The sequence below is a fragment of the Sphingomonas sp. 22176 genome, from assembly GCF_052045505.1.
In the GTDB taxonomy this organism is placed as follows: domain Bacteria; phylum Pseudomonadota; class Alphaproteobacteria; order Sphingomonadales; family Sphingomonadaceae; genus Sphingomonas.
Map to the genome: position 1 here is coordinate 1088931 of NZ_JBQEPL010000001.1, position 23726 is coordinate 1112656.

The following is a 23726-nucleotide window of genomic DNA, read 5'->3' on the forward strand; positions in this document are numbered from 1 at the left end:
ACACTTTGCTAACACACACCGTGGTGGGGAAGTCTAACATCATGAAATTGCGTCGTTCTTTGTTGCTGACCAGCGCCGTTGCCCTGCTCGTCGCCGCGCCTGCGCTCGCCCAGACGGGCAAACCCAAATATGGCAGCTTCGGCGTCGACCTGACTGCCGAGCAGGCCGGCGTGAAGCCGGGCGACGATTTCTGGACCTTCGCCAATGGCGGCTGGGCAACGCGCACCGAGATCGCCGCCGACCGCACCTCGGCCGGCCCGTTCGTCGATCTGGCGCTCGCCGCCGAGAACAACGTCCGCGCTCTGCTCGACGACATGGCCAAGAACCCCGCCGCTTATGGCGCGAGCGGCAAGCAGATCGGCGATTACTACGCCAGCTGGATGGACGAGGCGGGCATCGAGGCGCGCGGCACCGCGCCGCTCAAGCCCTATCTCGGCCGCATCGCCGCCGTGCAGGACAAGGGCGCGCTGCAGGTGCTGTTCGCCAGCGTGGGCTATGCCACTCCGGTCGAAGTGGAGATGAGCCCCAGCCTCGCCGATCCGACCAAGTATACCGCGGCGGTGGGCCAGGGCGGCCTGGGCATGCCGCGGGACTATTTCCTGAACCAGGGCCCGAAGTTCGATGCGGCGCGCACCGCCTATCGGGCCTATGTGCAGAAGATCCAGGAACTGGCGGGCATCCCCGATGCCAGCGCCAAGGCCGATGCGATCGTCGCGCTCGAGACCGCGATGGCCAAGGTCCAGTGGTCGCCCGAGCAGAGCCGCGACATCGCCAAGCTCAACGATCCGCAGACCATCGCCGGGCTGACTGCCAAGGCGCCCGAGTTCGACTGGGCGCTGATGCTGAAGACCGCGGGGCTCGACAGCTCGCCGCAGATCCTGATGACCCAGAACACCGCGCTGATCGCGCTGGGCAAGATCTTCGCGGCGACGCCCTTGCAGACGTGGAAGGACTATCTCGCCTATCGCTTCGTCAGCGACCACGCGACCTATCTGCCCAAGGCGTTCGACCAGGCGCGGTTCGACTTCTATTCGAAGACGCTGTCGGGCGTGCAGGTGCAGCGCGAGCGCTGGAAACGCGGCGTGCAGATCGTCAACGGTGCCCTCGGTGAGGCGGTGGGCAAGGCCTATGTCGCCAAATATTACCCGCCCGAAGCCGAAAAGCAGATGGCCGAGCTGATCGAAAATCTGCGCGATTCCTATCGCGAGCGGATCGAAGCGTCGACCTGGATGGACGATTCGACCCGCAAGGCCGCGCTCGCCAAGCTCGCCGCATTCGAGCCGCGCATCGGCCATCCGGAAAAGTATATCGACTATTCGGCGCTGAAGGTGGTGCGGGGCGATCTGCTCGGCAACGTGATGCGCTCGGGCGAGTTCGAGCACCAGCTGGAACTGTCGCGTTTCCCCAAGCCGGTCGATCGCAGCCTGTGGGCAATGACGCCGCAGACGGTGAACGCCTATTACAACCCGCTGTCGAACCAGATCACCTTCCCGGCAGCGATCCTGCAGCCGCCCTTCTTCGATCCTTATGCCGATCCGGCGGTCAATTACGGCGCGATCGGCGCGGTGATCGGCCATGAGATGGGCCATGGCTTCGACGATCAGGGCAGCATGTTCGGCCCGACCGGCAAGTTCGAGAACTGGTGGACGCCCAAGGCCAAGGAAGACTTTGCCGGGCGCACCAAGGCGCTGGCGGACCAGTATGATAGCTATGAGCCGGTGCCGGGTACCAAGATCAACGGCCGGCTGACGCTGGGCGAGAATATCGGCGATCTCGGCGGGGTCGAGGCGTCCTATGGCGCCTATCAGAAGTACCAGGCGAAGCATGGCAAGGCGCAGCCGATCGGCGGCCTCACCGGCGACCAGCGCTTCTTCCTCGCTTATGCGCAGGCCTGGCGGGTCAAGGTGCGCGAGGATGCGCAGCGTCAGGCGCTGCTCACCGATCCGCATTCGCCGGCGACCGCCCGGGTCAACGGCATCGTCCGCAATGTCGATGCCTGGTACAAGGCGTTCGACGTCAAGCCGGGCGACAAGCTGTACCTCCCGCCGGATCAGCGCGTGCACATCTGGTAAGCACCATTCGTATTATTACGGAAAAGGCCCGGCGGCGACGCCGGGCCTTTTTTGATTCTGGGAGGGGAAACGTTCGCACTTGCGGCAACTGCAACTGCGGCGGAGGGGCTTTGCAGTTGCGGACTCAGCTGGCGAGAACCAGATGCGGCGCCCGCGCTGCATTGCAGCAAAGCTGTTTCGAGGTTGTCATGTTTTCGCTGATCGCGCTTTATTTCGCCCACCGCCGTATGGCCGCCACCGGCCAGACGAGCACTGCGAACGTCCGTGCGCTCGCGGCAGCCAATGAGCAGGAAGCCTTGGCGTTCCTGCCGCTCGCGGCCTGATTTTCGAGACTCGTTCGCCCACTCCCCCTCGGGCGAACGACAGGGGCGCCGCTGTCCCCCCATTTCCGCGGCGCCCCGTCCCTCTTTCGGAGCCGGCGTTATTTGACGCCGTGCATCCAGCGCTTGAGCGGCCAGCTGAGCAGCAGCAGGAGCACGCCGAGCCCAATCGCCCATTCCGAGATCAGCGTGAACACGCTGAGATAGGTATCCAGGCTGACTTTCAGGTTGGTCACCTGGCCGCCCACCGTCTCGACGCTGGCGAACTGCGCGATCACCCCCGCCACATATTGCGCGACCGAGATCGACAGGAACCACACGCCCATCATCATGCCGACGATCCGCGCGATCGACAGCTTGGTGATCATGCTGAGGCCCACCGGCGAGATGCACAGCTCGGCGAAGCTGTGGATGAAGTAGAGCCCGGCGATCCACCACACCGAGACCTTGAAGCTGGTGTCGGCCCATTGCGCGCCCCACACCAGGAACAGGAAGCCGCCGCCGACCGCGACCAGCGCGATGCCGAACTTCACCGGGATGCTCGGCTCGAGCCCGCGCTTGGCGAGGCCCGCCCATAGCAGCGACATCAGCGGCGCGAGCAGCACGATGAACAGCGCGTTGAAGCTCTGCGTCTGCCCGGCGGTCATGGTGAACCAGCCGAAGATCGACAGGTTGGTGTTGCGATCGGCGAACAGGGTGAGCGACGAGCCTGCCTGTTCGAACAGCGTCCAGAAGACGACGTTGAACACGATCAGCACCATGGCAGCGAGCATCATTTGGAACTCGCGGCGATCGCCCGCGAAGAAGGACCAGATCAGGATTGCCGGCACGCCGATCAGGAAGGTACCGAACAGCAGCTTGCCCATCAGCGACAGCGAGGCGATGTAGCCGAGGATGCCCGATCCCGGCGGGGCCGGCTCGGCCGCCATCAGATTGGTGTAGAGCAGGTAGAAGAGCGGCACGACGCAGATCGCGCCGACATAGATCATCAGCTGCTGGCTGCGGTTGGCGGCCTTGGCGGGGGGCTCGCCGATGCCGTTGAGCTTGCCGCCGTCGAGCTGAATCAGCGCCCAGGAGAAGAGCATGCCGATCGCGGCGAGGCCGAAGCCTGCCCACCAGCCGACCGCCACCGCCAGCCACGGGCAGAGCGCCTGGGACAGGGTGGAGCCGAGATTGATGCCCATGTAGAAGATGGTGAACCCGGCGTCGCGTCTTGTGTCGCCATTGGGATAGAGCTCGCCCACCATGGTCGAGATGTTCGGCTTGAAGAAGCCGTTGCCGACCGACACCATCGACAGCGCGATCAGCATCACCATCACGTAGAAGGGGCTACGATCGGCCTCAGATACGAACCCGCCCTTGGCGATCGTCCGTACGGTCTGGCCGTTCTCGCTGAGCGTAATCGAGCCGTCGTCATTGCCCTTGATCAGCTGCCTGTGGCCGGAATCGAGCACATAGCGCTGCTCGCCAGCGGCGGTTTTCTCCACCGCCACTTCGTAGCGCTGGCCGTCGATCTTGGCATAGGGCGTGGCGGTCTGGCCGCCGAAGCACAGCACGAAATAGCCGATGGACATCAGGATCGCGCCGAACTTTACCGCGCGCTTGGAGCCGAGGAACTGGTCCGCCAGATAGCCGCCGATCAGCGGGGTGAGATAGACCAGCGCGGTATAGCCGCCGTACAGGCCGGTCGCCTCGCGGTCGCCGAACAGGAAGTGCTGGGTGAGGTAGAGCGTCAGCAGCGCCCGCATGCCGTAGAAGCCGAAGCGCTCCCACATCTCGGTGGAGAACAGCCGCGCCAGCTGGCGAGGATGGCCGAACCAGGTCTTTTCGGAAGCGGGGTTTACGTGGGAGATATCCGGTTCTGCCGGGGAATCGGCAGTGGGTGTGTCGACCATGCAGGTTTACGTCCTAAAGGTGGGATCCGGGCGCATGGGCCCGGTGCATGGGCGCGCAGACTAGAGCCTGCATCGCCGCTGTAAAGTCGCGCGGCTTGGCGAGGGCGGGACAGCACCCTAGATGGCGCGCATGACCTTCAACGATCGCACCACGCCGCTCAGCCTTCTCCAGACCCGCCGATCGGGCAAGCCGCGCGATCTGGTGGCGCCGGGGCCCAGCCCCCAGCAACTCGATCAGATGGTGGCGATCGCCGCGCGCACGCCCGATCACGGCAAGCTCGCCCCCTGGCGCTTTGTGATCGTGCCGGACGAAGCGCGCCCCACGCTGGCGCTGAAGCTGGTCGAGATCCTGCGCGCCGAGAAGCCCGACGCCACCGCGCGCGACGAGGAAGCCGCGGCCCAGTTCGCCACCCAGGCGCCGGCGCTGGTGGTGGTGCTCTCCGCCCCCGTCCAGCCGCACAAGGTGCCGCGGTGGGAGCAGGAGCTGTCCGCCGGGGCTGCGTGCATGAACCTGCTCCATGCCGCGCATGCGATGGGCTTTGCCGGCGGCTGGCTGACCGGCTGGCCGGCCTATTCGGACGCGGTGCGCGATCTGTTCGGCAGCGAAGGGCAGCGCATCGCCGGCTTCGTCTTTATCGGTACGCCCGGCCGTCCGCTGGAGGAGCGCCCGCGCGGCGAACTGTCCCAGATCGTCCATCGGTGGAATCCCTGAGTATGGACTCAGAGGGCATGTGCTGTATTATGGCAGCATGACAGCCCTGGAGCACGAAGACAGCCCGGTCTACCTCAAGCTGCGCGCGATCATCGCCGCGGCGATTCTGCGTGGCCAGTACCGCGCCGGGGACCAGCTTCCCTCGGTCCGCGCGCTCGCCGCCGAGCATGGCGCGAACCCGCTGACGGTGGCCAAGGCCTATCAGAGCTTCCAGGATGACGGCTATGTCGAGGTCCGCCGCGGCGTCGGCATGTTCGTCGTGCCCGGTGCGGTCGAGCGGCTGCGGACGGCGGAGCGCGAACGCTTCCTCACCGGCTTCTGGCCGCGGGTGAAGGATCATATCGCGCTGCTCGGCCTCGATGCGCGCGAGCTGCTCGATGGCAGCCACGAGATCGCCTGACGCCATGGCCGATCCGAAGCCGAGCTGGAAGCGTACGCTGGCCGGCTGGGCGGCGACGATCGGCATCTTCTTCCTGTTTCAGAGCGCGGTGGCGCGGCCCTATTACATCCCCTCGGGATCGATGATGCCGACGCTGCGCACCGGCGACCGGCTGGTCGCCACCAAATTCCCCTATGGCTTCTCGCAGGCCTCGCTGATGCTCCATGGCAAGGACATCGCGCCCGTGCGGCTGTTCGGCGGCACCCCGGCGCGGGGCGACATTGTCATCGTCGTCCGGCGCGGCGACGGGGAGGACCTGATCAAGCGGGTGATCGGCCTGCCAGGCGACACGGTGGCGGTGCGCCACGGCGTAGTGATCCTCAACGGCAAGCCCGTGCCGCGCGTCGCCGAGGGGAGCGCCAGGATTCCGGTCGACGCGGCGTTGCCGTGCGACGAGGGCCCGCTCGCGGCCTTCCGGACGCAGGAAGCCGATGGCAAGCTCTATTGCGAACCGCCGCTCTATCGCGAGACGCTGCCGAACGGCGCCAGCTACGAGGTGCTCGACCTGGGCGACACCGTGCTGCCCAACGGCTTCCTCAGCCCTGGCGACAATTACGGCCCGATCACGGTGCCGGCCGGCCACGTCTTCCTGATGGGCGACAACCGCGACCAGTCGGCCGACAGCCGCTTCGGCTCGGACGAACTCGGGCTGGGCGGTCCCGTGCCGCTGGAGACGATTGCCGGGCGTGCCGAGCTGGTGACGCACAGCTTCGATGGCGAGGGTTCGTGGTTCAACCCGCTCGCCTATCTGACGGCAGTGCGCTGGGACCGCAGCTTCACCAGCCTGCGGCCGAAACAGGATTGATGCGGCTGCAAGGCGGTTGGTCCATTTCCGACTCGGTTTAGGCCGCGGATGTGCCCGCCGGCGGCCCAGCCACAAGTCGCCGGGCAGATCGCGCAACGCCGCCAGCACGCCCGAAACCTGCCCGCGCGACCGCTGCGGTTATTGGCATACGGCGCAGCGGTTTAGTGCATGTCCTTGCAGGGTGATCCCCCGCGCTGCGGCATCAGCGGCGAATTTCCTTGACTTTTTCGCAAATGTTCTTCATATGTTCGCATGTGGGATCGTATTCGGGACCAGCGTTTTCGGTCCTGGGATCTGCATCCCCATAGTCGGGGTGGCTGCTCGCGCGATTGTTTCCATAGTACAGGACCGGGATCGTCCTCCGAGTTTTTCGGGGGCGGTGGACCGCCTGCGTCCGTTCCTGGGTAGATCTGAAACAGGCTTCTGAGCCCTATAGATGCGAAGCCATGCACATTTCCGTTTCGGATATGGGCAGCATCGCATCTTGAGGTCACGATAAGGAGCCGTTCGATGCGCAATACCGAAATCGCCGATCCGGAAGTCATGGAAGTCATGGTTGCCGATGCTTCCCTGCCGGACGCGAGCATGGCGGCAGCGACACTCCTTTCGGAAGCGGACATTCCCTTGCTTACGCCAGGGACCGGCTGGACGATCCTCAATGGCCAGGGGGCGGCGGGTCCCGCGCCCTTGCGCGCGGATCAGGTGTACGATGCCCAAACCTATCCGGTGCCGGCTTGCCGCCGCACCCGCGGATACTGGCTGAACATCTATCCCGGCGCCACCATCGCCCAGACGACGATCCTCACCATCCAGGCGATCGGCACGACCGCCGCAATTCCCGTTTCGTGCGAGGGTAACAGCGTGATGGCGCCGTTCGGCCGCAATCCGGCGGACGGCAGCTATGGCCATCTGGTGCGAATTGCCGCGCGTCCGGGCCAGAATGGCTGGGCGACCCTGTCTGCGGTGCTGACTCCGGCCTATGGCGGCATGGCGGAGACCATCGCGATCCAACTGCTGCTCAACAGCGAGGCGAGCGGCGCCGGCTTCGTGCCGACGGTCGTCCGCTATGTCCGCGTCGAGGGCAGCGATGCCAATGACGGCACGACGCCAGCGACGGCGAAGCGCACCTTGAAGGCGGCCGTAGATAGCGCGCCGCTCTCCGGCACGATCAACACTAAGAACGCGATCTGGGTGTTCGATATCGGCCCCGGCGCGCGCGACCAGCATCTCTGGGCCAAGGCGAATGGCAATGATGTGGGGCAGCCCACGCCCGGCGTGGGGCGCGGCTTTGCCTATCAGTGGATCGTGCGCGGGCAGGGGCGCAGCGCGACGGTGCTTACCGTCGATCCCCTCTCGTACAACTATGACTGGACGGTCACGGGCGGCACCGGGCGTGCGCCGAAGATTCAGTCGCTGACGCTGGACCTGAAGGAAGTGCTGCAGAAGCGCGGGCTGGGCGCGTGGTTCGATGATTGCGCGCTAACCGACGACTGGGGGCGCAATCGCCCGCGGGTGCTGGGCTATCCGAAGGGGGACGACGCGCTCAGCGGCCGGTTCCCCCAGGGCTTCAGCCCGAGCGCCACGCTGCGCTTTCGCGACATTCCGGACACCGCGCTCAACTATCCGCGCTGGATGATGTCCAATTGCGATGCCGTGCTCGGCGAGTGCGGCACCATCCACCAGCGCCTGAACTGCACCCTCACCGTCTCGTTCGACGTCGTTGCGGTGAGCGATTCGGGCAATTGGGCGCATCAGGGGAACCGCGCGCGCCAGTTCGGCAATCTTGAAGCGGCGCTGCACTCGGGCGATTATCTGGTCGTCGCCTCGGCGCAGTCGTTCAGCAGCTATGGCGGCTATACCGAGCTGACGTTCGTGGGCGGTCCGGTCTGGGCGGCGTCCAGCGAGGATTCGGTGGAGGACGGAAACACCTTCCTGCGCGTGCTGCAGGCGACCAATCCCGCTGCGGTCACCAGCCAGAACCCGTTCATGATCAACTGCGACGGTACGCGCGATTTTCCCTATCTGGGCCACCGCATCAAGCCGAACGATACCGACAGCTTCCCGCCCGGCTGGGGCTGGGACTCCGCTGCTCGGATCGCGCGCATCGCCGGGCAGATCCCGCTCGCGCCGGGCGACAAGGTTTTCGCCTATACGATCGCGCATGGCGACGCCGGGCAGTTCATCCAGAACAGCCGGCCGACCGTGAACAAGACGCGCGAGAACTTCACCTTCGTCGATTGCGTGTTCGAGGGCCACACCTGGCAGCCGCTACTGCCGCAGGGTGGGACGGTCAGCGAAACCGGGGGCGCCGGCAAAGGGCAACTGGTGGACATCGCCGGCGTCAGCTTCACCGTGGCCGCGGGCTCGTCTGTCGTGAAGTTCGACGGCGGCGCGATCCCGGCCTGGCTCAAGCTGAACGACTGGATCGGCTACACGCCCACCGACGGGAGCCCGGGGCCGGTGCTGCGCTGCGTGACAGCGATCAACGCCGCGGCCGGGCAAGTGACGGTGCACCAGGCCTTTACCACCGCGCGTGCGCAGTCGCCGGTGCAGTGCCTCAAGGGCATTGTCGGGCTCTATGTGGTGAACTGCATCTACAACACTTCGGGCGCATCCTATCATCTGGCCCAGCTGGCGGCCTGCTTGGTGGATTCGGCAATCGTGAATACCACCATCGCCGGCTGGACGATCAACGAACAGACGGTGTGGATTCGGGTCTCCGGAACCGATGGGTGCGGGATGTGGGATCTGCGGATGGTCGACTCGCTGTTCCATTCGGTGACGCAGACCAACGCCTGGCCGGATGCCAGCGGCTTCCTGCTCGACAATTGCTGGACCGAGCGGGCGAACAATAGCAGCTTGCCTTTGCCGGCGGCCAACATCGTCAATGGCCGGGGTTCGGGCTATGTGCTCGGATATCCGGATCGGACTGCACCCTACACCCTGCAATATGTGCCGAGCGCGGCGATGACCAAGACGCTGCCGCAGCGCATCTACTGGCGCCGCCGCGTGCACGGTCAACGCATCGGCGCGCTGCTCTAGCGCACGCCCGGGCGCATGCCATCGACAGGGGCGGCGGCGGTTCCTAAGCTGCCGCCCATGCAGGACAATATCCGGGCCGAGCGGCCGAGCTTCGTTACCCATCTCGAATGCTCGATGACAGGCGAGACCTATGCTGCGGACCAGTTGCATGGGCTCTCGCGCGTCGGGCGTCCGCTGCTGGTGCGCTACGATCTGGCGGGCGTCGGCGCGGCGCTGACCCGCGAGGCGCTGGCGGCGCGGCAGACCGACCTGTGGCGCTGGCGCGAGCTGCTGCCGGTGCGGCGGGCGGAGAATATCGTCTCGCTGGGCGAGATCGAGACGCCGCTGATCGCCGTCCCCAAGTCCGGCGGTCCGGGCGCGATCGTCAAGGACGAAGGCCGGCTGCCGACCGGATCGTTCAAGGCGCGCGGGCTGGTGATGGCGGTGAGCATGGCGCGCGAGCTGGGCGTCACCCGCATCGCGATGCCGACCAACGGCAATGCCGGCGCAGCACTCGCCGCCTATGCCGCGCGCTGCGGCATCGAGACGGTGATCCTCTGCCCCGAGGAGACGCCGGAAGTGAATGTCCGCGAGATCGCCGCGCAGGGCGCACGGGTCTACCGGGTCAACGGCCAGATCGACGAATGCGGTGCGATCGTCGGGCGCGGGGCGGCGGAGGGGCGCTGGTTCGACTTCTCGACGCTCAAGGAGCCTTATCGGATCGAGGGCAAGAAGACGATGGGGCTGGAGCTCGCCGCCCAGTGCGGCTGGGAACTGCCCGACGCGATCTTCTACCCCACCGGCGGGGGCACCGGGCTGATCGGCATGTGGAAGGCGTTCGACGAGCTGGAGCGGCTCGGCTGGATCGGCTCGAAGCGGCCGCGCATGTACGCGGTGCAGGCCTCGGGCTGCGCGCCGATCGTCCGCGCGTTCGAGGCGGGCGAGGAGCATGCCGAGCGCTGGGAAAATGCCGCGACGGTCGCGGCGGGCATCCGCGTGCCGCGCGCGGTGGGCGACTTCCTGATCCTGCGCGCGGTGCGCGAGTCCGGCGGGCGGGCGCTGGCCGTGGGCGATCCGGCGATCCTCCAGGCAGTGGACGACTGCGCGCGCAAGGACGGGCTGCTGCTCTGCCCCGAGGGCGGCGCGACGCTGGCGGCATACCGGCAGGCGATGCGAGACGGGCTGGTCGATCCCGAGGAGCGCACCGTGCTGTTCAACTGCGCAACGGGGCTCAAATACCCGATGCCCGAGGCGGGGACGTGGCTGGACAAGGATGCGGTGGGGGACCTCGGCAACCTGTAGGACGCGTTCCTTACCCGGAGAAGAGGATCGCCACGACCACCAGGAAGACGGTTCCTTCGAACAGCCCGATCAGGACGTTGCCTGCCGCGCGGACGTGCCCGATGCCGAGCACCCGCGCGAACCAGCGGGTCTCGACGAGCCAGTAATAGCCGATGCTGGCCGCCACGATGCCGTGTCCGATGGTGTTGGCGATGCCATGCCGATCGAGCGAGAGGCTGGTGCCGATGCCGAGGCCGAGCGCGAAGACGGCGGCAGGATAGCATTGCTCGTAAAAGGGCTGCTGCAGCGTATCCCGATCGAGCTTCCTGCCGCTCCGTCGCACCAGCCGCGCGGCGAGGAACAGCGGGAAGGCCGCGAACACGATCACCCGCAGGATCAGCGCGCTCGCATTGTCGTTGACCAGATTGGCGAGCCCGCGATGGTTGAGGATGATCGTGTCGACCTGGCCCAGCGCGCTCGCCACCGCATGCGCCAGCAGCAGCGCCAGCGCGAGGAACAGCGGCGGGCTGAGCACCGCCTTGTAGCGCTGGTCGTCGGGCAGCGCGACTTCCTGCTCGATCTCGGCCATGATACCGATCGGACGAAATATCGATCGAATTAACGTGAGCGGGAAGAACAGCAGCCAGCTCATCACCTCGTAGAGAAGTTCATCGAGCGAGTTGAGCCACTTCATGAAGTCCATGGGCGCAGCATGGGCGAAGGGTAACGGGTGTGCAATGGCGGCGGCACTTGTGGACAGTTGGCCGCGGCGCGCATAACATCTTCAGAACCGATGGAATTCGGTAAACAGGGAGGCTGTCATGGGTTGTGTACGGGCGAAAGCGCTTTTCGCTGTCTGGCTTTGCACGTCGTGCGTGTCGACTGCGGCGCAGGCGCAGACCACCGGGCTGGAAGATCTGGTGGGCGCGCGGGGCGGCCAGGCCGAAGGCGAGCTGCAGCGCCGCGGCTATGGATTCGTCCGGGTCGAGAAGAGCGACGACCGTTCCTACACCTATTGGTGGAGCGACGAGCGCCGCCAGTGCGTGACCATCGCCACGATGGACGGCCGCTATGCCTCGATCCAGCCGACGCCGCCGCCCGATTGCCGCAAGCCGGGCAATCTTCGTCCCGACCCGAACTATGCCCAGCGTTCAGCGACAAGGCCGGGGCCCGGCTATCCCGTCGATCCCGGCTATGGCCGACCTGGCGCTGACGAAGGCGCGGTGGTCGACGGTCGCAACGTCGAGCTCGGGCTGGTGTGCTTCGGCGACGGCTCCAAGGACGGCATTGCCAGCGGTACGACCTGGACATGGAACCGCGACCGCAAGCGCTACGAATATGGTACCTACACCGCGTCGAAGACCCAAGTCTTCGATGCCTCGCTAATGATCCAGACCTGGGCCGGCGGCGGCCGCATCCGGTTGCCGCGCGCGCTCGTGCCGCCGATCCATTCGGGTGGACAGGACGGGTGGTGGGATCTCTACGACCTGTTCGTCAGCCCGGACGCGATCCGCGCGACCTATCGGCTGAACGGCCTCAACAAGCCCAAGGTGACGATCGATCGGCGTTCCGGGCGGGTGACCGTGCAGGGCCTGTCCGACCATGGCTTCCGCGGCACCTGCGACACGATCGGGCACCAGCAGCGCAAGTTCTGAACACGGCGGACCGCGCCTCGCCAGGAGGCGCGGTCCCCATCCGGGCTCACGCCGCGAACGCCTCTGCCTCCACCGCGTACAGCACCGCCGCCTTCGCCATCGCCGCTGCGCGCAGGCCGAGGGCTTCCGAGACGATCTGCTCGACATAGAAGCGTGCCGCGGCCTGCTTCATCTTCAGGAAACCCGGCTCGCCATCACCCTGCGCCGCCAGCCGCCCACTCTTCTCCATCAGCCAGCCGCACACGGCCACCGACAGCATCGTCAGGAACGGATAGCTCGCCGCCAGCCGATCGTCGGCGTCGGAGCCCAGCAGGTTGCGGCCGACGTCCTCGCAGGCGTCGATCAGCGACTGCAGCCCGGCATCCTCCGCTTCGGCGCGCATGTCGGCCAGCAGGCCGAGCAGCGTCGCGCCATTGTCCATGCTCAGCTTGCGGCCGACCAGGTCGGCGGCCTGGATGCCGTTGGTGCCTTCGTAGATCGGGGTGATACGCGCGTCGCGGAAATGCTGGGCGGCGCCGGTCTCCTCGATATAGCCCATGCCTCCATGGACCTGCACGCCCAGGCTGGCGACCTCGTTGCCGAGATCGGTCGCATGCGCCTTGGCCAGCGGGGTGAGCAGCTCGACGCGCTTGTCCGCCTCGGGATCGCCGGCGCGGCCGCGATCGAGCTGGCCGAAGGCGTAATAGACCAGCGCGCGCGCGGCTTGGGTCTGCGCCTTCATGCGGAGCAGCATGCGGCGGACGTCGGGATGCTCGATGATCGCGGTGGGCGCACCACCCCGATAGCCCTGTACCCGATCGCGGGCATAGGCGACCGCGCGCTGGGTGGCGCGCTCGGCGACCTGCACGCCCTGCAGACCGACATTGAGCCGGGCATTGTTCATCATCGTGAACATCGCGCGGATGCCGCCCAGCTCGGGGCCGATCAGCTCGCCGATGCAATCGTCATGGTCGCCGAAGCTCAGCACGCAGGTGGGCGAGGCGTGGAGGCCCATCTTGTGCTCGATCGAGACGACCTTGATGTCGTTGAAATCGCCCGGCGTACCGTCTGCGTTCAGCCGGTACTTGGGCACGAGAAACAGCGACAGCCCCTTGGTGCCTGCCGGTGCGCCCGGCGTGCGGGCCAGCACCAGATGGACGATATTATCGGCCATGTCGTGGTCGCCGAACGAGATGTAGATCTTGGTGCCCTTGATCTTCCACTTGCCGTCGCCGGTCGGCTCGGCCTTGGTCTTCACTGCGCCGACGTCCGAGCCCGCCTGCGGCTCGGTGAGATTCATCGTGCCGGTCCATTCGCCGGTAGCGAGCCTGGGCAGATACTGGGCCTGCTGCTCGGGCGAGCCGTGATGGTGCAGCGCCTCGACCGCGCCGACGGTCAGCACCGGGCACAGGCAGAAGCCCATATTCGCAGTACCCAGCGTCTCCAGCACGGCGATCGACAGGCTCACCGGCAGGCCCTGGCCGCCATGCTCGGCGGGCGAGCCGATCGTGCCCCAGCCGCCTTCGACATAGGCGCGGTACGCGGCGGCGAAGCCCTCCGGCATCGTCACGCCCTGGTCGGTCCAGCGCGCGCCTTCGGTATCGCCCAGCCGTTCGAGCGGTGCCCATTCGCCCGCGGCGAACTGGCCAGCGCCGTCAAGCACGGCATCGAGCAGGTCGGGCGTGGCCTCTTCGCTGATCTCGGACAGGCGGACGATATGGTCGAGCACGAAACGCTGCTCGGCGGTGGCGGGGGTGAACATCAGGCCTCTCTCTTGTGATCTTGTTGTGAGCACTATAGCGCCGTCGTCGTGACCCCAGCAAATCCGCGCATCTTACCCTACGGCGAGGCCGCGCTCGGCGAGGCGGCGGCGCTGATTCGCGCACGTCAATGCGTCGCTGTGCCCACCGAAACCGTCTACGGACTCGCCGCCGACGCAACCGATTCGGATGCGGTGGCGGGGATTTACGCGGCCAAGGGGCGCCCCTCGTTCAACCCGCTGATCGTCCATGTCGCGGACATGGGCCAGGCCGAGACGATCGCGCAGTTCGATGCGGAGGCGCGAGCGCTGGCGGCGCGCTTCTGGCCGGGCCCCCTGACCATGGTGCTGCCGCTGGCGGAGGGCTCGCCGGTTGCGAGCCTCGTCACGGCGGGATTGCCGACGGTAGCGCTGCGCATGCCCGATCACCGCGCGATGCAGGGGCTGATCCGCGCGAGCGGGCGGCCGCTCGCTGCACCCTCGGCCAATGCGAGCGGTGGCATCAGCCCGACGCGCGCCGCTCATGTCGCGGCGAGCCTCGCCGGCCGCATCCCGCTGGTGATCGACGACGGCGCAACCAGCGACGGCATCGAGTCGACCATCGTAGAGCCGGCGACGCAGCGCATCCTGCGGCCCGGGCCGGTCACTGCCGAGCAACTCCCCGGCTATGGCAGCGGTACGACGCCAGGCGCGATCACCGCGCCGGGGCAGCTGGCCAGCCATTACGCACCGTCCAAGCCGGTGCGGCTGGGCGCCGAGCGCGCCGAGGGGGGGGAATGGCTGATCGGCTTCGGCGCGATCGCCGGTGACGACACGCTGTCCGCCACGGGCGACCTGCGCGAAGCGGCGGCGCGGTTGTTCGATGCATTGCACCGCGCCGATGCGTCCGATCGACTGCGGATCGCCGTTGCGCCAGTCCCGCCGCACGGGCTTGGGCTTGCGATTCAGGATCGACTTGCGCGGGCGGCCCATCCCCGGACGTAATTGGGTACGGTGCCGCTGTGGCGATCAGCCAAGCACAAGCATCGCTGTCCACCTTCGGGGTATACGATCATCTAAAGCATCGGTGCCATATCGTAACGGCAAACTAGATGAAGCGAAAATGGACTGACCATATCGATAGAGTCCAGCCCCCAAACGTTTGTCTTTGGCGGTATCGATCCAGACTGGACGAATAGGCTGGAAATCCCATTCTGGGTAAGCTGTATACGATCTTGCCTTTACAGGCGAACCGAAGCTTCTAGGGTCCGCCTTGTCGTATAGCTTGCGTATCAAAGACAAGCGACGCGGCAACTGCTGGGCGATTGTCTGCGCCGCCGTCGCTCGCACGCCGAGCCGCGCGCGATAGCCGGGCCAGCAGACGAGAGCGGAACCCGAATGGCGACGAACTGCCCCCGCAGCACCGCGCCTTCGTTCCGCGGCCGGCCTTCGCAAGCCGGCCGCGGTCTCGAACACCCCCGTGGGAGGGCGCGGCCTTATGCGGCTGCGCCCTCTTTCGTGCGGTTGGCGAAGCTCTTGCGCAGCTTGCGGAGCTTGGGCGGGATCACCGCCAGGCAATAGGGGTTCCGCTGCCCCTCGCCCTGCCAATATTCCTGGTGATATTCCTCGGCCGGCCACCATTCGCCCAGCGGCTCGATCGACGTGACGATCGGTTGCGGCCAATCGGGACGGGCGCGCTCGATCGCATCCAGCGCCTCGCGCTCCTGCTCGGCCGAATGCGGAAAGATCGCCGAGCGATACTGGGTGCCGACGTCGTTGCCCTGGCGGTTGAGCTGGGTCGGGTCGTGCGTGGCGAGGAAGATGTCGAGGATCTCGCCATAGCTCACCACATCGGTATCGAAGCTGACGCGGATCGCCTCGGCATGGCCGGTGTCACCCGAGCAGACTTCCTTGTAGGTCGGGTTTGCCTTGGTGCCGCCGATATAGCCGCTTTCGACGCCCTGCACGCCGATCACGTCGTTGAACACGGCTTCCGTGCACCAGAAGCAACCGCCGGCGAGCGTCGCCGTTTCAATGGTCATGTCTCAGGAACTCCTTGCTTGTGGCCCCAAGATAGGGTGGAGCCGGGGCGGAACAAAGAGGATGACGTGATGCGTGACGGTGCGGTGCTGGTGACGGGCGGCGCGGGCTATATCGGCAGCCATGCGGTGCTGGCCTTGCTCGACGCGGGCTGGCGCGTGGTGGTGGTCGACAATCTGGTGACCGGGTTCGACTGGGCGGTGGATCCGCGCGCGACGCTGGTGGTGGCGAACATCGACGATGCCGAAGCGGTGCGCGGCGCGATCCGGCAGCACGGCGTGGTCGCGGTGATGCACTTCGCCGGATCGGTGGTGGTGCCGGAATCGGTGACCGACCCGCTCAAATATTACCGCAACAACACCGTCGCCAGCCGTGCGCTGCTCGAAAGCGTGGTGGCCGACGGCGTGCGCCACTTCATCTTTTCCTCCACCGCCGCGACCTATGGCATCCCCGATCAGGTGCCGATCCGCGAGGACGCGCCCAAGCAGCCGATCAACCCGTACGGCATGTCCAAGCTGATGACCGAGATCATGCTGAAGGACGTCGCGGCGGCGCATCCGCTCAATTACTGCGCGCTGCGCTATTTCAATGTCGCCGGTGCCGATCCCAAGGGCCGCAGCGGCCAGTCGACCGCGGGCGCCACGCACCTGATCAAGGTTGCGGTGGAGGCGGCGACCGGCAAGCGGGACCATGTCTCGGTATTCGGCACCGATTTCGCGACCGCGGACGGCACCGGCGTGCGCGATTACATCCATGTCAGCGATCTCGCCGCTGCGCATGTCGACGCGCTCGACTTGCTGATCGCACGGCCTGAGGAGAGCCACACGATGAATTGCGGCTATGGCCGCGGCTTCTCGGTGCTGGAAGTGCTCGACGCGGTGGACCGGGTAACCAACATGACCATCGCGCGCAAACTGGAAGGCCGCCGTGCCGGCGATCCCGATGCGCTGGTGGCGGACAACAGTGCGATCCTGGCGGCGCTGCCCTGGCGGCCGCAGCATGCCGACCTAAACGGTATCGTCCGCGATGCGCTCGCCTGGGAGCGCAAGCTCGCCGAGCGGGACCGATAGGCAGCCGCCTTCCAGGCTGCTATGCCGATGCATCGCTCGCCTGGGGAGGCGAGCCGCGTGGGAGACAGCCATGTTGCTGGTCCTGTTGCTGCTGTCGATCACCGGAGACGACGTCCCCGCCGCCGCGGCGGCCGAGGCGGTGACCCAACCCCCGGCCATGCGCTGCGAGAATGCCCGCACCCAATCGGTGCGCGCGCCCGCCGAAGCGACCCCCAGCCTGCGATCGCTGGGCGAGGAGCCGCTGGCTAATGCCTATTTGCCGGTGGTGCGCCATGTCGATTGCGATCGGCCGGTGATCGTCGCGACTCGCGTCGATGAAAAGCAGCGCTGACGGCGTCCCGAATCGTCGCGAAACCGAGATATTGAAATTTAATGTCGCGCCAGATCGCTGCGCTGCAGCATTGCGGCGCGCGAAAATAATGGTGTCATTTCTTCTGTGGCGGAGTGTCACGCTTGCTCCACTCGGGTGACCCGAACGGAGCGTAGAGGCGTGGTCAGCCGGCGGAGACCGGTCGCGACATGGTCGCGAACACCCCGCAACCCAGGAGGACTCATCATGAAGCGTTTCATCGTGATGGCCGCAATGCTTGGCACGATCGCCACCGTTCCGGCCCCGGCCCAGATCCGTCAGGACAAGATCGTCCGGATTTCCTATCAGCCGTCCGAATTGCAGACTCCCGAAGGCCGCGCGCGCCTGCAGCGTCGCGTCGTCGCGGCGAGTTACCGCGTCTGCCGCATGGACGGCACGACGGGCGCCATTCTGCTGACCGCCGGCGAGGTGGAATGCCGCCGCACCGCGCTCGCCAATGCCCGCACCGCCGCCGAGCGGGCGATCCTTGCCGCGAATCAGGGCACGCAGCTGGCCAGCCGCACGCGCTGAGGTCAATCGTTCCCCTCCCGCTTGCGGGAGGGGAACGCAGGCTAAAGGGGGCCACTTGCCCCACAATGCAATTGGCCCGGGGGATCGCTCCCCCGGGCCGATGCTGTTTCCCGAAGCGCGGAAGGCTCAGACGTCCGCCGGCGCTTCCTTCTTGCCCTTCTTGGGCTTCTTCGGTGCGGCCGGCACGATCTCGAAGGCCAGCGCATTGTCCTTCAGCTTCACGCTCACTTCGCCGCCATGGACGAGCTTACCGAACAGCAGCTCCTCGGCGAGCGGCTGCTTGATCTTCTCCTGCATCAGGCGGCCCATCGGGCGGGCGCCGTACAGCTTGTCATAGCCGCGCTTGGTGAGCCACGCCTTGGCTTCCTCGTCCAGATGGATGTGGACGCCGCGATCGGTGAGCTGCAACTCCAGCTGGAGCACGAACTTGTCGACCACACGAGCGACGACTTCCGGCGGCAGATAGCCGAACGGCACGATCGCATCGAGGCGGTTGCGGAATTCCGGGGTGAAGAGGTTCTTCACCGCCTCTTCCTGCACATCCTCGCGGCTGAGATCGCCGAAGCCCACGCTTTCCTTCGCCATGTCCGACGCACCGGCATTGGTGGTCATGATGAGGATGGTGTTGCGGAAGTCGACCGTCTTGCCGTGGTGATCGGTCAGCTTGCCGTTGTCCATCACCTGCAAGAGGATGTTGAACAGGTCCGGATGCGCCTTCTCGATCTCGTCGAGCAGCAGCACCGAATGCGGATTCTGGTCAACCGCATCGGTCAGCAGACCGCCCTGGTCATAGCCGACATAGCCCGGAGGGGCACCGATCAGCCGGCTGACCGAGTGGCGCTCCATGTACTCGGACATGTCGAAGCGCTGGAGCGGAATGCCGAGCAGCGTCGCGAGCTGCTTCGCCACTTCGGTCTTGCCGACGCCGGTGGGGCCCGAGAACAGATAGTTGCCGATCGGCTTGTCCGGATCGCGCAGGCCCGCACGGCTCAACTTGATCGCCGAGGAGAGAACCTCGATCGCCTTGTCCTGGCCGAACACGACGCGCTTCAGATCCTGCTCGATATTGGCGAGCACGCGGGTGTCGTCCGACGAGACGGTCTTGGCCGGGATCCGCGCCATGGTCGCGATGACCTGCTCGATCTCCTTGGGCGTGATCACCTTCTTGCGCTTGGACGGCGCCACCAGCATCTGCATCGCGCCGACTTCGTCGATCACGTCGATCGCCTTGTCCGGCAGCTTGCGGTCGTTGATATAGCGCGCCGACAGCTCCACCGCGGACTTGATCGCGTCCGGCGTGTACTTCACCGAATGGTGCTGCTCGAACGCCGAGCGCAGGCCCGCCAGGATCTTCACCGTGTCCTCGACCGACGGCTCGTTGACGTCGATCTTCTGGAAGCGGCGGAGCAGCGCGCGGTCCTTCTCGAAGTGGTTGCGGAATTCCTTGTAGGTGGTCGAGCCGATGCAGCGGATCGAGCCGCCCGACAGCGCCGGCTTGAGCAGGTTCGATGCGTCCATCGCGCCGCCGCTGGTGGCGCCCGCGCCGATCACGGTGTGGATCTCGTCGATGAACAGCACCGCGTGCGGCAGCTTCTCAAGCTCCGAGACGACCTGCTTCAATCGCTCCTCGAAGTCGCCGCGATAGCGGGTGCCGGCGAGCAGCGCGCCCATGTCGAGCGAGTAGATCACCGCTTCCTTCAGCACGTCGGGCACTTCGCCCTCGACGATCTTGCGCGCCAGGCCCTCGGCGATGGCGGTCTTGCCGACGCCGGGATCGCCCACATAGAGCGGGTTGTTCTTGCTGCGCCGGCAGAGGATCTGGACGGTGCGGTCGACTTCGGCCGCGCGGCCGATCAGCGGATCGACCTTGCCGATCTTCGCCTTCTCGTTGAGGTCGACGGTGAATTGCTTGAGCGCGCTCTCACCCTTGCCCGTCTTCGCCTCCTGCTTGTTCGACTTGTCTTCCTCGGCGCCCTTGGGGGTGCTCGCCTCGGTGGGCGTGGTACTGCCCTTGCCGACGCCGTGGCTGATGAAGCTCACGGCATCGAGCCGGCTCATGTCCTGCTGCTGCAGGAAATAGACTGCGTAGCTCTCGCGCTCGCTGAACAGCGCGACCAGCACGTTGGCGCCGGTCACTTCGTCGCGGCCGGAGGACTGGACGTGCAGGATCGCGCGCTGCACCACGCGCTGGAACCCGCTGGTGGGTGAGGGATCGGTGGCGTTGTCTACCTTCAGGGCTTCCAGCTCGGTATCGAGATAATGCGCCACAGTGGTTTTCAGTTCGCCCACGTCTACCCCGCACGCGCCCATCACCTTCGACGCATGTTCATCGTCGATCAGTGCGAGCAGGAGATGCTCGAGCGTCGCATATTCGTGCCGGCGCGAGGACGCAGCCTCGAGCGCCTTGTGGAGGGTGGCTTCGAGAGCGGAGGCGAAACTAGGCATTCGGATACAACTCCAGTCGGGCCGAAAGGGTGCTGAGCCCGTCTTCCCCTATGTCGGGAGTGGCGGGCCCCGCATCAAGCGCTGCGGCCCCGCACCGGAGGTTCGTGGCGTATCGCCCGAGTTCCGGTGCCTTGACGCTCATCTCTTAAATAGAGCGTCAGCGCTTGCACGATGGTGAACGGCGCGTTGAATCTTTTCGCGACATCGGATGATCTCGGCTTCCAGCACCAGGATTCGAGCCTCTAATTCGGCCACCGAAAAGGGGTCGAGGTCCTGGCTGGCCAGCTGCACCGCGAGATCGTCGGATCGACGCGGAAGATTTTCGTCGGCGTCCATGCGACGAAACGTTGACCCTGGGGAGGTCGATGTCAATAAGGCGCCGGAGTTCCCCTTAGTCCAAAAAGCGACGAACCGAATGATCGCAGCCGAAATGATGCTGGCCATCGATCCCGATGCGCCGGGCGGCCCCGAAGTCCTTGTCCCCGTGGCACGACCGATCCCCAAGCCGGGCGCTGGCGAGGTGCTGGTGCGAGTCGCGGCGGCGGGCGTGAACCGGCCGGAAGTGCTGCAGCGGCAGGGGAAATATCCGCCCCCGCCGGGTGCGCCCTCGATCCTCGGCATGGAGATCGCCGGCACGGTGGTCGCGCTGGGCGAGGGCGTCGACGACTCGCTGCTGGGCAAGCAGGTCTGCGCGCTGATCGCGGGCGGGGCCTATGCCGAATATGCGGTGGCCCCGGCCGGCCAGTGCCTGGAAGTGCCCGAAGGCCTCAGCCTGGTCGAGGCGGCGGCGCTGCCCGAGACGCTGTTCACCGTCTGGTCGAACCTGTTCGATCGCGGCTGGGCCCAGCCGGGCGAGAGCGTGCTCGTCCATGGCGGCACCAGCGGCATCGGCACCATGGCGATCGCGCTCGCCAAGCTATTCGGGATGACCATCCTGGTCACCGCCGGATCGGACGAGAAGTGTGCGGCAGCCCGCGGACTGGGTGCGGACCTCGCGATCAACTACAAGACCCAGGACTTCGTCGAGGAAGTGAAGGCCTTCACCGGCGGCAAGGGCGTGCAGATCGTGATCGACATGGTCGGCGGCGACTATGTCGCCCGCAACCTCCAGTGCCTCGCCGAGGATGGCCGCCATGTGTCGATCGCGGTGCAGGGCGGGGCAACGGCGACGATTCCCGTCTGGGACGTGATGCGCCGCCGGCTGACGCTCACCGGTTCGACGCTGCGGCCGCGTTCGGTGGAGTTCAAGTCGCTGCTCGCGGACGAGCTGCGCCGCCATGTCTGGCCGCTCGTCGCCGAGGGCAAGCTCAAGCCGATCATCGACCGGACCTTCCCGCTCGCCGAGGCGCCCGCGGCACACCGGCGGATGGAAGCGGGCGAGCATGTCGGCAAGATCGTGCTGACGATCGGCGACCAGCCCGCCTGATCAAGCGGCGAGGGGGCGCTGCTCCAGCGCTTCCTCGGCCATCGGCAGCAGCAGCTGCTCCTGGTGCGCGGCGCGGCGCTCGCACAGCCGCAGCAGGCGCTGCGCGGCGGCGTGGTGGCCGTGCGGATCCTGAAGGATCTTGCGCAGCGTCCAGGCGGCGCAATGGTCGAGCGTGCGCTGGCGCCATTCCAGATCCTGTTCGGTGGTGCGGCGCGCCATCGCCTGGTGCGCGCAATCGTCGCTCTCGCGCAGCGTTGCGAGCAACAGGCGGTCCTTGGTGAGGGTGTGGACGCGCATCGCGTCGAGAAGGCGCTCGCGGGCTGCGTTGAGCGCGGCGGCGGTCGGTCGGGGGTCTAGCTGGGAAAGTGCCTTGGCGGCGGCGGTGAGATTCTGCGTGGCGGCGAAGAGCGATGGGAATGGCATGACGCCATTTTAGCGACGTTTCAGACAGTTGGTCGTTTTAGCGACGAAATGAGTCTGGCGAGTGCAGGATAGGCGATCTGCTCAGCGTAAAGCGTGCGGGCGCCCATCCAGTCGAGGACATGCCGCACGTCGGCACGATAGCCCTTGGGATCTTCGAGAATGCGGGCGAGCGTCCAGCGCTGATAATGCGCCAGCCCCATCTGTCGCCCTTCCAGATCGCGGTCGACACAGCTCCGCGCGATCGCCAGCAAGGCGGGGTCGCCGCTTGCGCGCAGCGGCCGGAGCAGTGCGCGCTCCTCCTCGGCAAAGAACAGGTTGTGCGCCAGTGCTACCTTCTTGCGCAGCTCGGCGAGGCGCCGCTGGTCGATCGGCGGCTCGGCGGCGTGCAGGATCGCCTCGGTCATCGCCAAGATATCGCAGGTTATTGCGCGCAGCTGTTGCACCGGCATGCGTTCGTCCCTCTCGGCGCATTGTAGAGGGCCGGCGCTGCGGGGCGGCGGCTGTGCCTATTTGTACCATCCGCGTACCCCGAGTGCAGGACTGTGACACTATGGTGAAATCCCAAGGATTCGATTTGTAACAATGCCGCGGCATAGGCGAGTCCCGGTACAGGCAGCTGCACGGGAACTTGGGCATGGCCACGATCACCAGGCTTTCGTTTGATGTCGCGGGTCTCGCGGACTTCCACGCGACGACCCCCACGATTCCGGAACGACCGATCGGCGTGCGGCGTAAGTATCGCGCGATCTGGATTTCCGATGTCCATCTCGGCACGCGCGGCTGCAATGCCGAAATGCTGATCGACTTTCTCGACCATGTCGACAGCGACGTCATGTACCTGGTGGGCGACATCATCGACGGCTGGGCGATGAAGAAGCGGCTCTACTGGCCGGCGACGCACAACGACATCGTCTGGCGCGTGCTCAAGCGGGCGAAGCGCGGCACCGAGATCGTCTATATTCCCGGCAACCATGACGAGATGTTCCGCCAGTTCACCGGGCTCGACTTCGGCGGCGTCAAGATCAAGCGCCAGGCGATCCACACCACCGCCGATGGCCGCCGCCTGCTGGTGCTGCACGGCGACGAGTTCGACGCGATCACCATGTCGCACCGCTGGCTCGCCCATCTGGGCGATGCGGCCTACGAGATGATGATGACGCTCAACCGCTGGCTGAACGCGGTGCGGCGCTGGATGGGGCTGCCCTATTGGTCGCTGTCCAAATACGCCAAGCAGAAGGTGAAGAACGCGGTGTCGTTCATCTCCAAGTTCGAGGAAATCGTCGCGCGTGAAGCCGGTGCGCGCGGTGTCGATGGCGTCATCGCCGGGCACATCCACAAGGCCGAGATCCGCGGCATCGACGGCATCGAATATTATAACGACGGCGATTGGGTAGAGGGTTGCACGGCGCTGGTGGAGCAGTACGACGGTTCCATGGAAATTCTCCACTGGGCCGACGAGATGGCGGCGCGCGAGTCGCAGCCGGAGTCCGAGGCCAGACTGGCGGCGGCGTGACGGCAGCGGCGG

General features: G+C 66.2%; 22 protein-coding genes. 14 read left to right on the top strand and 8 right to left on the bottom strand.

The genetic code is table 11. The annotated features are described in order from the left end of the window. Positions 1-41 precede the first annotated feature (41 nt). Together ACTJKY_RS05115 and ACTJKY_RS05120 are read left to right on the top strand one after the other, a co-directional pair. Positions 42-2072 (top strand): M13 family metallopeptidase, encoded by a 2031-nt coding sequence (locus ACTJKY_RS05115; protein ID WP_440844618.1) that lies wholly within the window; start codon positions 42-44, stop codon positions 2070-2072. A gap of 188 nt (positions 2073-2260) precedes the next feature. Further along, positions 2261-2395, top strand: a complete 135-nt coding sequence (locus ACTJKY_RS05120; RefSeq protein ID WP_302847371.1) for a hypothetical protein — start codon at positions 2261-2263, stop codon at positions 2393-2395. Positions 2396-2493: 98 nt separating this feature from the next. Here ACTJKY_RS05120 and ACTJKY_RS05125 read toward each other — a convergent pair whose 3' ends face one another. Then, complete coding sequence (locus ACTJKY_RS05125) at positions 2494-4287, bottom strand: peptide MFS transporter (protein WP_440844620.1); 1794 nt, start codon at positions 4285-4287, stop codon at positions 2494-2496. Positions 4288-4417: 130 nt separating this feature from the next. Here ACTJKY_RS05125 and ACTJKY_RS05130 point away from each other — a divergent pair, with 130 nt between their 5' ends. The 5 genes from ACTJKY_RS05130 (at position 4418) to ACTJKY_RS05150 (ending at position 10566) form a co-directional block, all read left to right on the top strand. Then, positions 4418-4999: a nitroreductase family protein gene (locus ACTJKY_RS05130; RefSeq protein WP_440844621.1), complete on the top strand. Its 582-nt coding sequence runs from the start codon at positions 4418-4420 to the stop codon at positions 4997-4999. A gap of 37 nt (positions 5000-5036) precedes the next feature. After that, the gene (locus ACTJKY_RS05135; RefSeq protein WP_093298200.1) at positions 5037-5399 is read left to right on the top strand and encodes a GntR family transcriptional regulator; all 363 of its coding nucleotides are present in this window, start codon (positions 5037-5039) and stop codon (positions 5397-5399) included. Next, on the top strand, positions 5377-6243 hold the full coding sequence (gene lepB / locus ACTJKY_RS05140) for a signal peptidase I (RefSeq protein WP_440844623.1): 867 nt from the start codon (positions 5377-5379) through the stop codon (positions 6241-6243). Before ACTJKY_RS05135 ends, lepB begins: the two co-directional genes overlap by 23 nt. A 510-nt stretch (positions 6244-6753) precedes the next feature. Then, positions 6754-9285: a hypothetical protein gene (locus ACTJKY_RS05145; protein ID WP_440844625.1), complete on the top strand. Its 2532-nt coding sequence runs from the start codon at positions 6754-6756 to the stop codon at positions 9283-9285. 57 nt (positions 9286-9342) lie between these two features. Continuing rightward, the gene (locus ACTJKY_RS05150) at positions 9343-10566 is read left to right on the top strand and encodes a threonine synthase (protein ID WP_440844627.1); all 1224 of its coding nucleotides are present in this window, start codon (positions 9343-9345) and stop codon (positions 10564-10566) included. Positions 10567-10576: 10 nt separating this feature from the next. On the opposite strand, the gene ACTJKY_RS05155 is transcribed toward ACTJKY_RS05150, so the two are convergent. Beyond that, positions 10577-11248 (bottom strand): hypothetical protein, encoded by a 672-nt coding sequence (locus ACTJKY_RS05155; RefSeq protein WP_440844629.1) that lies wholly within the window; start codon positions 11246-11248, stop codon positions 10577-10579. 172 nt (positions 11249-11420) lie between these two features. On the opposite strand from ACTJKY_RS05155, the gene ACTJKY_RS05160 reads away from it, so the two are divergent. Continuing rightward, entirely contained in the window at positions 11421-12200 is a 780-nt protein-coding gene (locus tag ACTJKY_RS05160; protein WP_440844630.1) for a hypothetical protein, read from the top strand. 46 nt (positions 12201-12246) lie between these two features. Here ACTJKY_RS05160 and ACTJKY_RS05165 read toward each other — a convergent pair whose 3' ends face one another. Further along, positions 12247-13941 (bottom strand): acyl-CoA dehydrogenase, encoded by a 1695-nt coding sequence (locus tag ACTJKY_RS05165; protein WP_440844631.1) that lies wholly within the window; start codon positions 13939-13941, stop codon positions 12247-12249. Positions 13942-13989: 48 nt separating this feature from the next. Here ACTJKY_RS05165 and ACTJKY_RS05170 point away from each other — a divergent pair, with 48 nt between their 5' ends. Further along, positions 13990-14922: an L-threonylcarbamoyladenylate synthase gene (locus ACTJKY_RS05170; RefSeq protein ID WP_440844633.1), complete on the top strand. Its 933-nt coding sequence runs from the start codon at positions 13990-13992 to the stop codon at positions 14920-14922. 491 nt (positions 14923-15413) lie between these two features. Here ACTJKY_RS05170 and msrA read toward each other — a convergent pair whose 3' ends face one another. After that, entirely contained in the window at positions 15414-15959 is a 546-nt protein-coding gene (gene msrA / locus ACTJKY_RS05175; protein WP_440844635.1) for a peptide-methionine (S)-S-oxide reductase MsrA, read from the bottom strand. 69 nt (positions 15960-16028) lie between these two features. On the opposite strand from msrA, the gene galE reads away from it, so the two are divergent. From galE to ACTJKY_RS05190, 3 genes are all read left to right on the top strand, one after another. After that, positions 16029-17027: a UDP-glucose 4-epimerase GalE gene (gene galE / locus ACTJKY_RS05180; RefSeq protein WP_440844636.1), complete on the top strand. Its 999-nt coding sequence runs from the start codon at positions 16029-16031 to the stop codon at positions 17025-17027. Between the two features lie 70 nt (positions 17028-17097). Continuing rightward, positions 17098-17358 (top strand): hypothetical protein, encoded by a 261-nt coding sequence (locus ACTJKY_RS05185; RefSeq protein WP_440844638.1) that lies wholly within the window; start codon positions 17098-17100, stop codon positions 17356-17358. A gap of 225 nt (positions 17359-17583) precedes the next feature. Then, a complete protein-coding gene (locus ACTJKY_RS05190; RefSeq protein WP_440844639.1) occupies positions 17584-17907 on the top strand; it encodes a UrcA family protein in 324 nt (107 codons plus the stop codon). 126 nt (positions 17908-18033) lie between these two features. On the opposite strand, the gene clpA is transcribed toward ACTJKY_RS05190, so the two are convergent. Both clpA and ACTJKY_RS05200 read right to left on the bottom strand, forming a co-directional pair. After that, a complete protein-coding gene (gene clpA / locus ACTJKY_RS05195; RefSeq protein WP_440844641.1) occupies positions 18034-20352 on the bottom strand; it encodes an ATP-dependent Clp protease ATP-binding subunit ClpA in 2319 nt (772 codons plus the stop codon). 138 nt (positions 20353-20490) lie between these two features. Further along, on the bottom strand, positions 20491-20688 hold the full coding sequence (locus ACTJKY_RS05200; RefSeq protein ID WP_440844643.1) for a DUF1192 domain-containing protein: 198 nt from the start codon (positions 20686-20688) through the stop codon (positions 20491-20493). Between the two features lie 79 nt (positions 20689-20767). On the opposite strand from ACTJKY_RS05200, the gene ACTJKY_RS05205 reads away from it, so the two are divergent. Next, positions 20768-21778, top strand: coding sequence for an NAD(P)H-quinone oxidoreductase (locus tag ACTJKY_RS05205; protein ID WP_440844644.1), 1011 nt, complete (start codon positions 20768-20770; stop codon positions 21776-21778). Here ACTJKY_RS05205 and ACTJKY_RS05210 read toward each other — a convergent pair whose 3' ends face one another. After that, positions 21779-22201 carry a hypothetical protein gene (locus tag ACTJKY_RS05210; RefSeq protein ID WP_440844645.1) on the bottom strand — a complete coding sequence of 141 codons (423 nt, stop codon included), beginning with the start codon at positions 22199-22201 and terminating at the stop codon, positions 21779-21781. A 20-nt stretch (positions 22202-22221) separates the two neighbouring features. Continuing rightward, positions 22222-22650, bottom strand: a complete 429-nt coding sequence (locus ACTJKY_RS05215; RefSeq protein WP_440844647.1) for a hypothetical protein — start codon at positions 22648-22650, stop codon at positions 22222-22224. Between the two features lie 185 nt (positions 22651-22835). On the opposite strand from ACTJKY_RS05215, the gene ACTJKY_RS05220 reads away from it, so the two are divergent. Further along, positions 22836-23714 (top strand): UDP-2,3-diacylglucosamine diphosphatase, encoded by an 879-nt coding sequence (locus tag ACTJKY_RS05220; RefSeq protein ID WP_440844648.1) that lies wholly within the window; start codon positions 22836-22838, stop codon positions 23712-23714. The last annotated feature ends 12 nt before the right edge of the window (positions 23715-23726 follow it).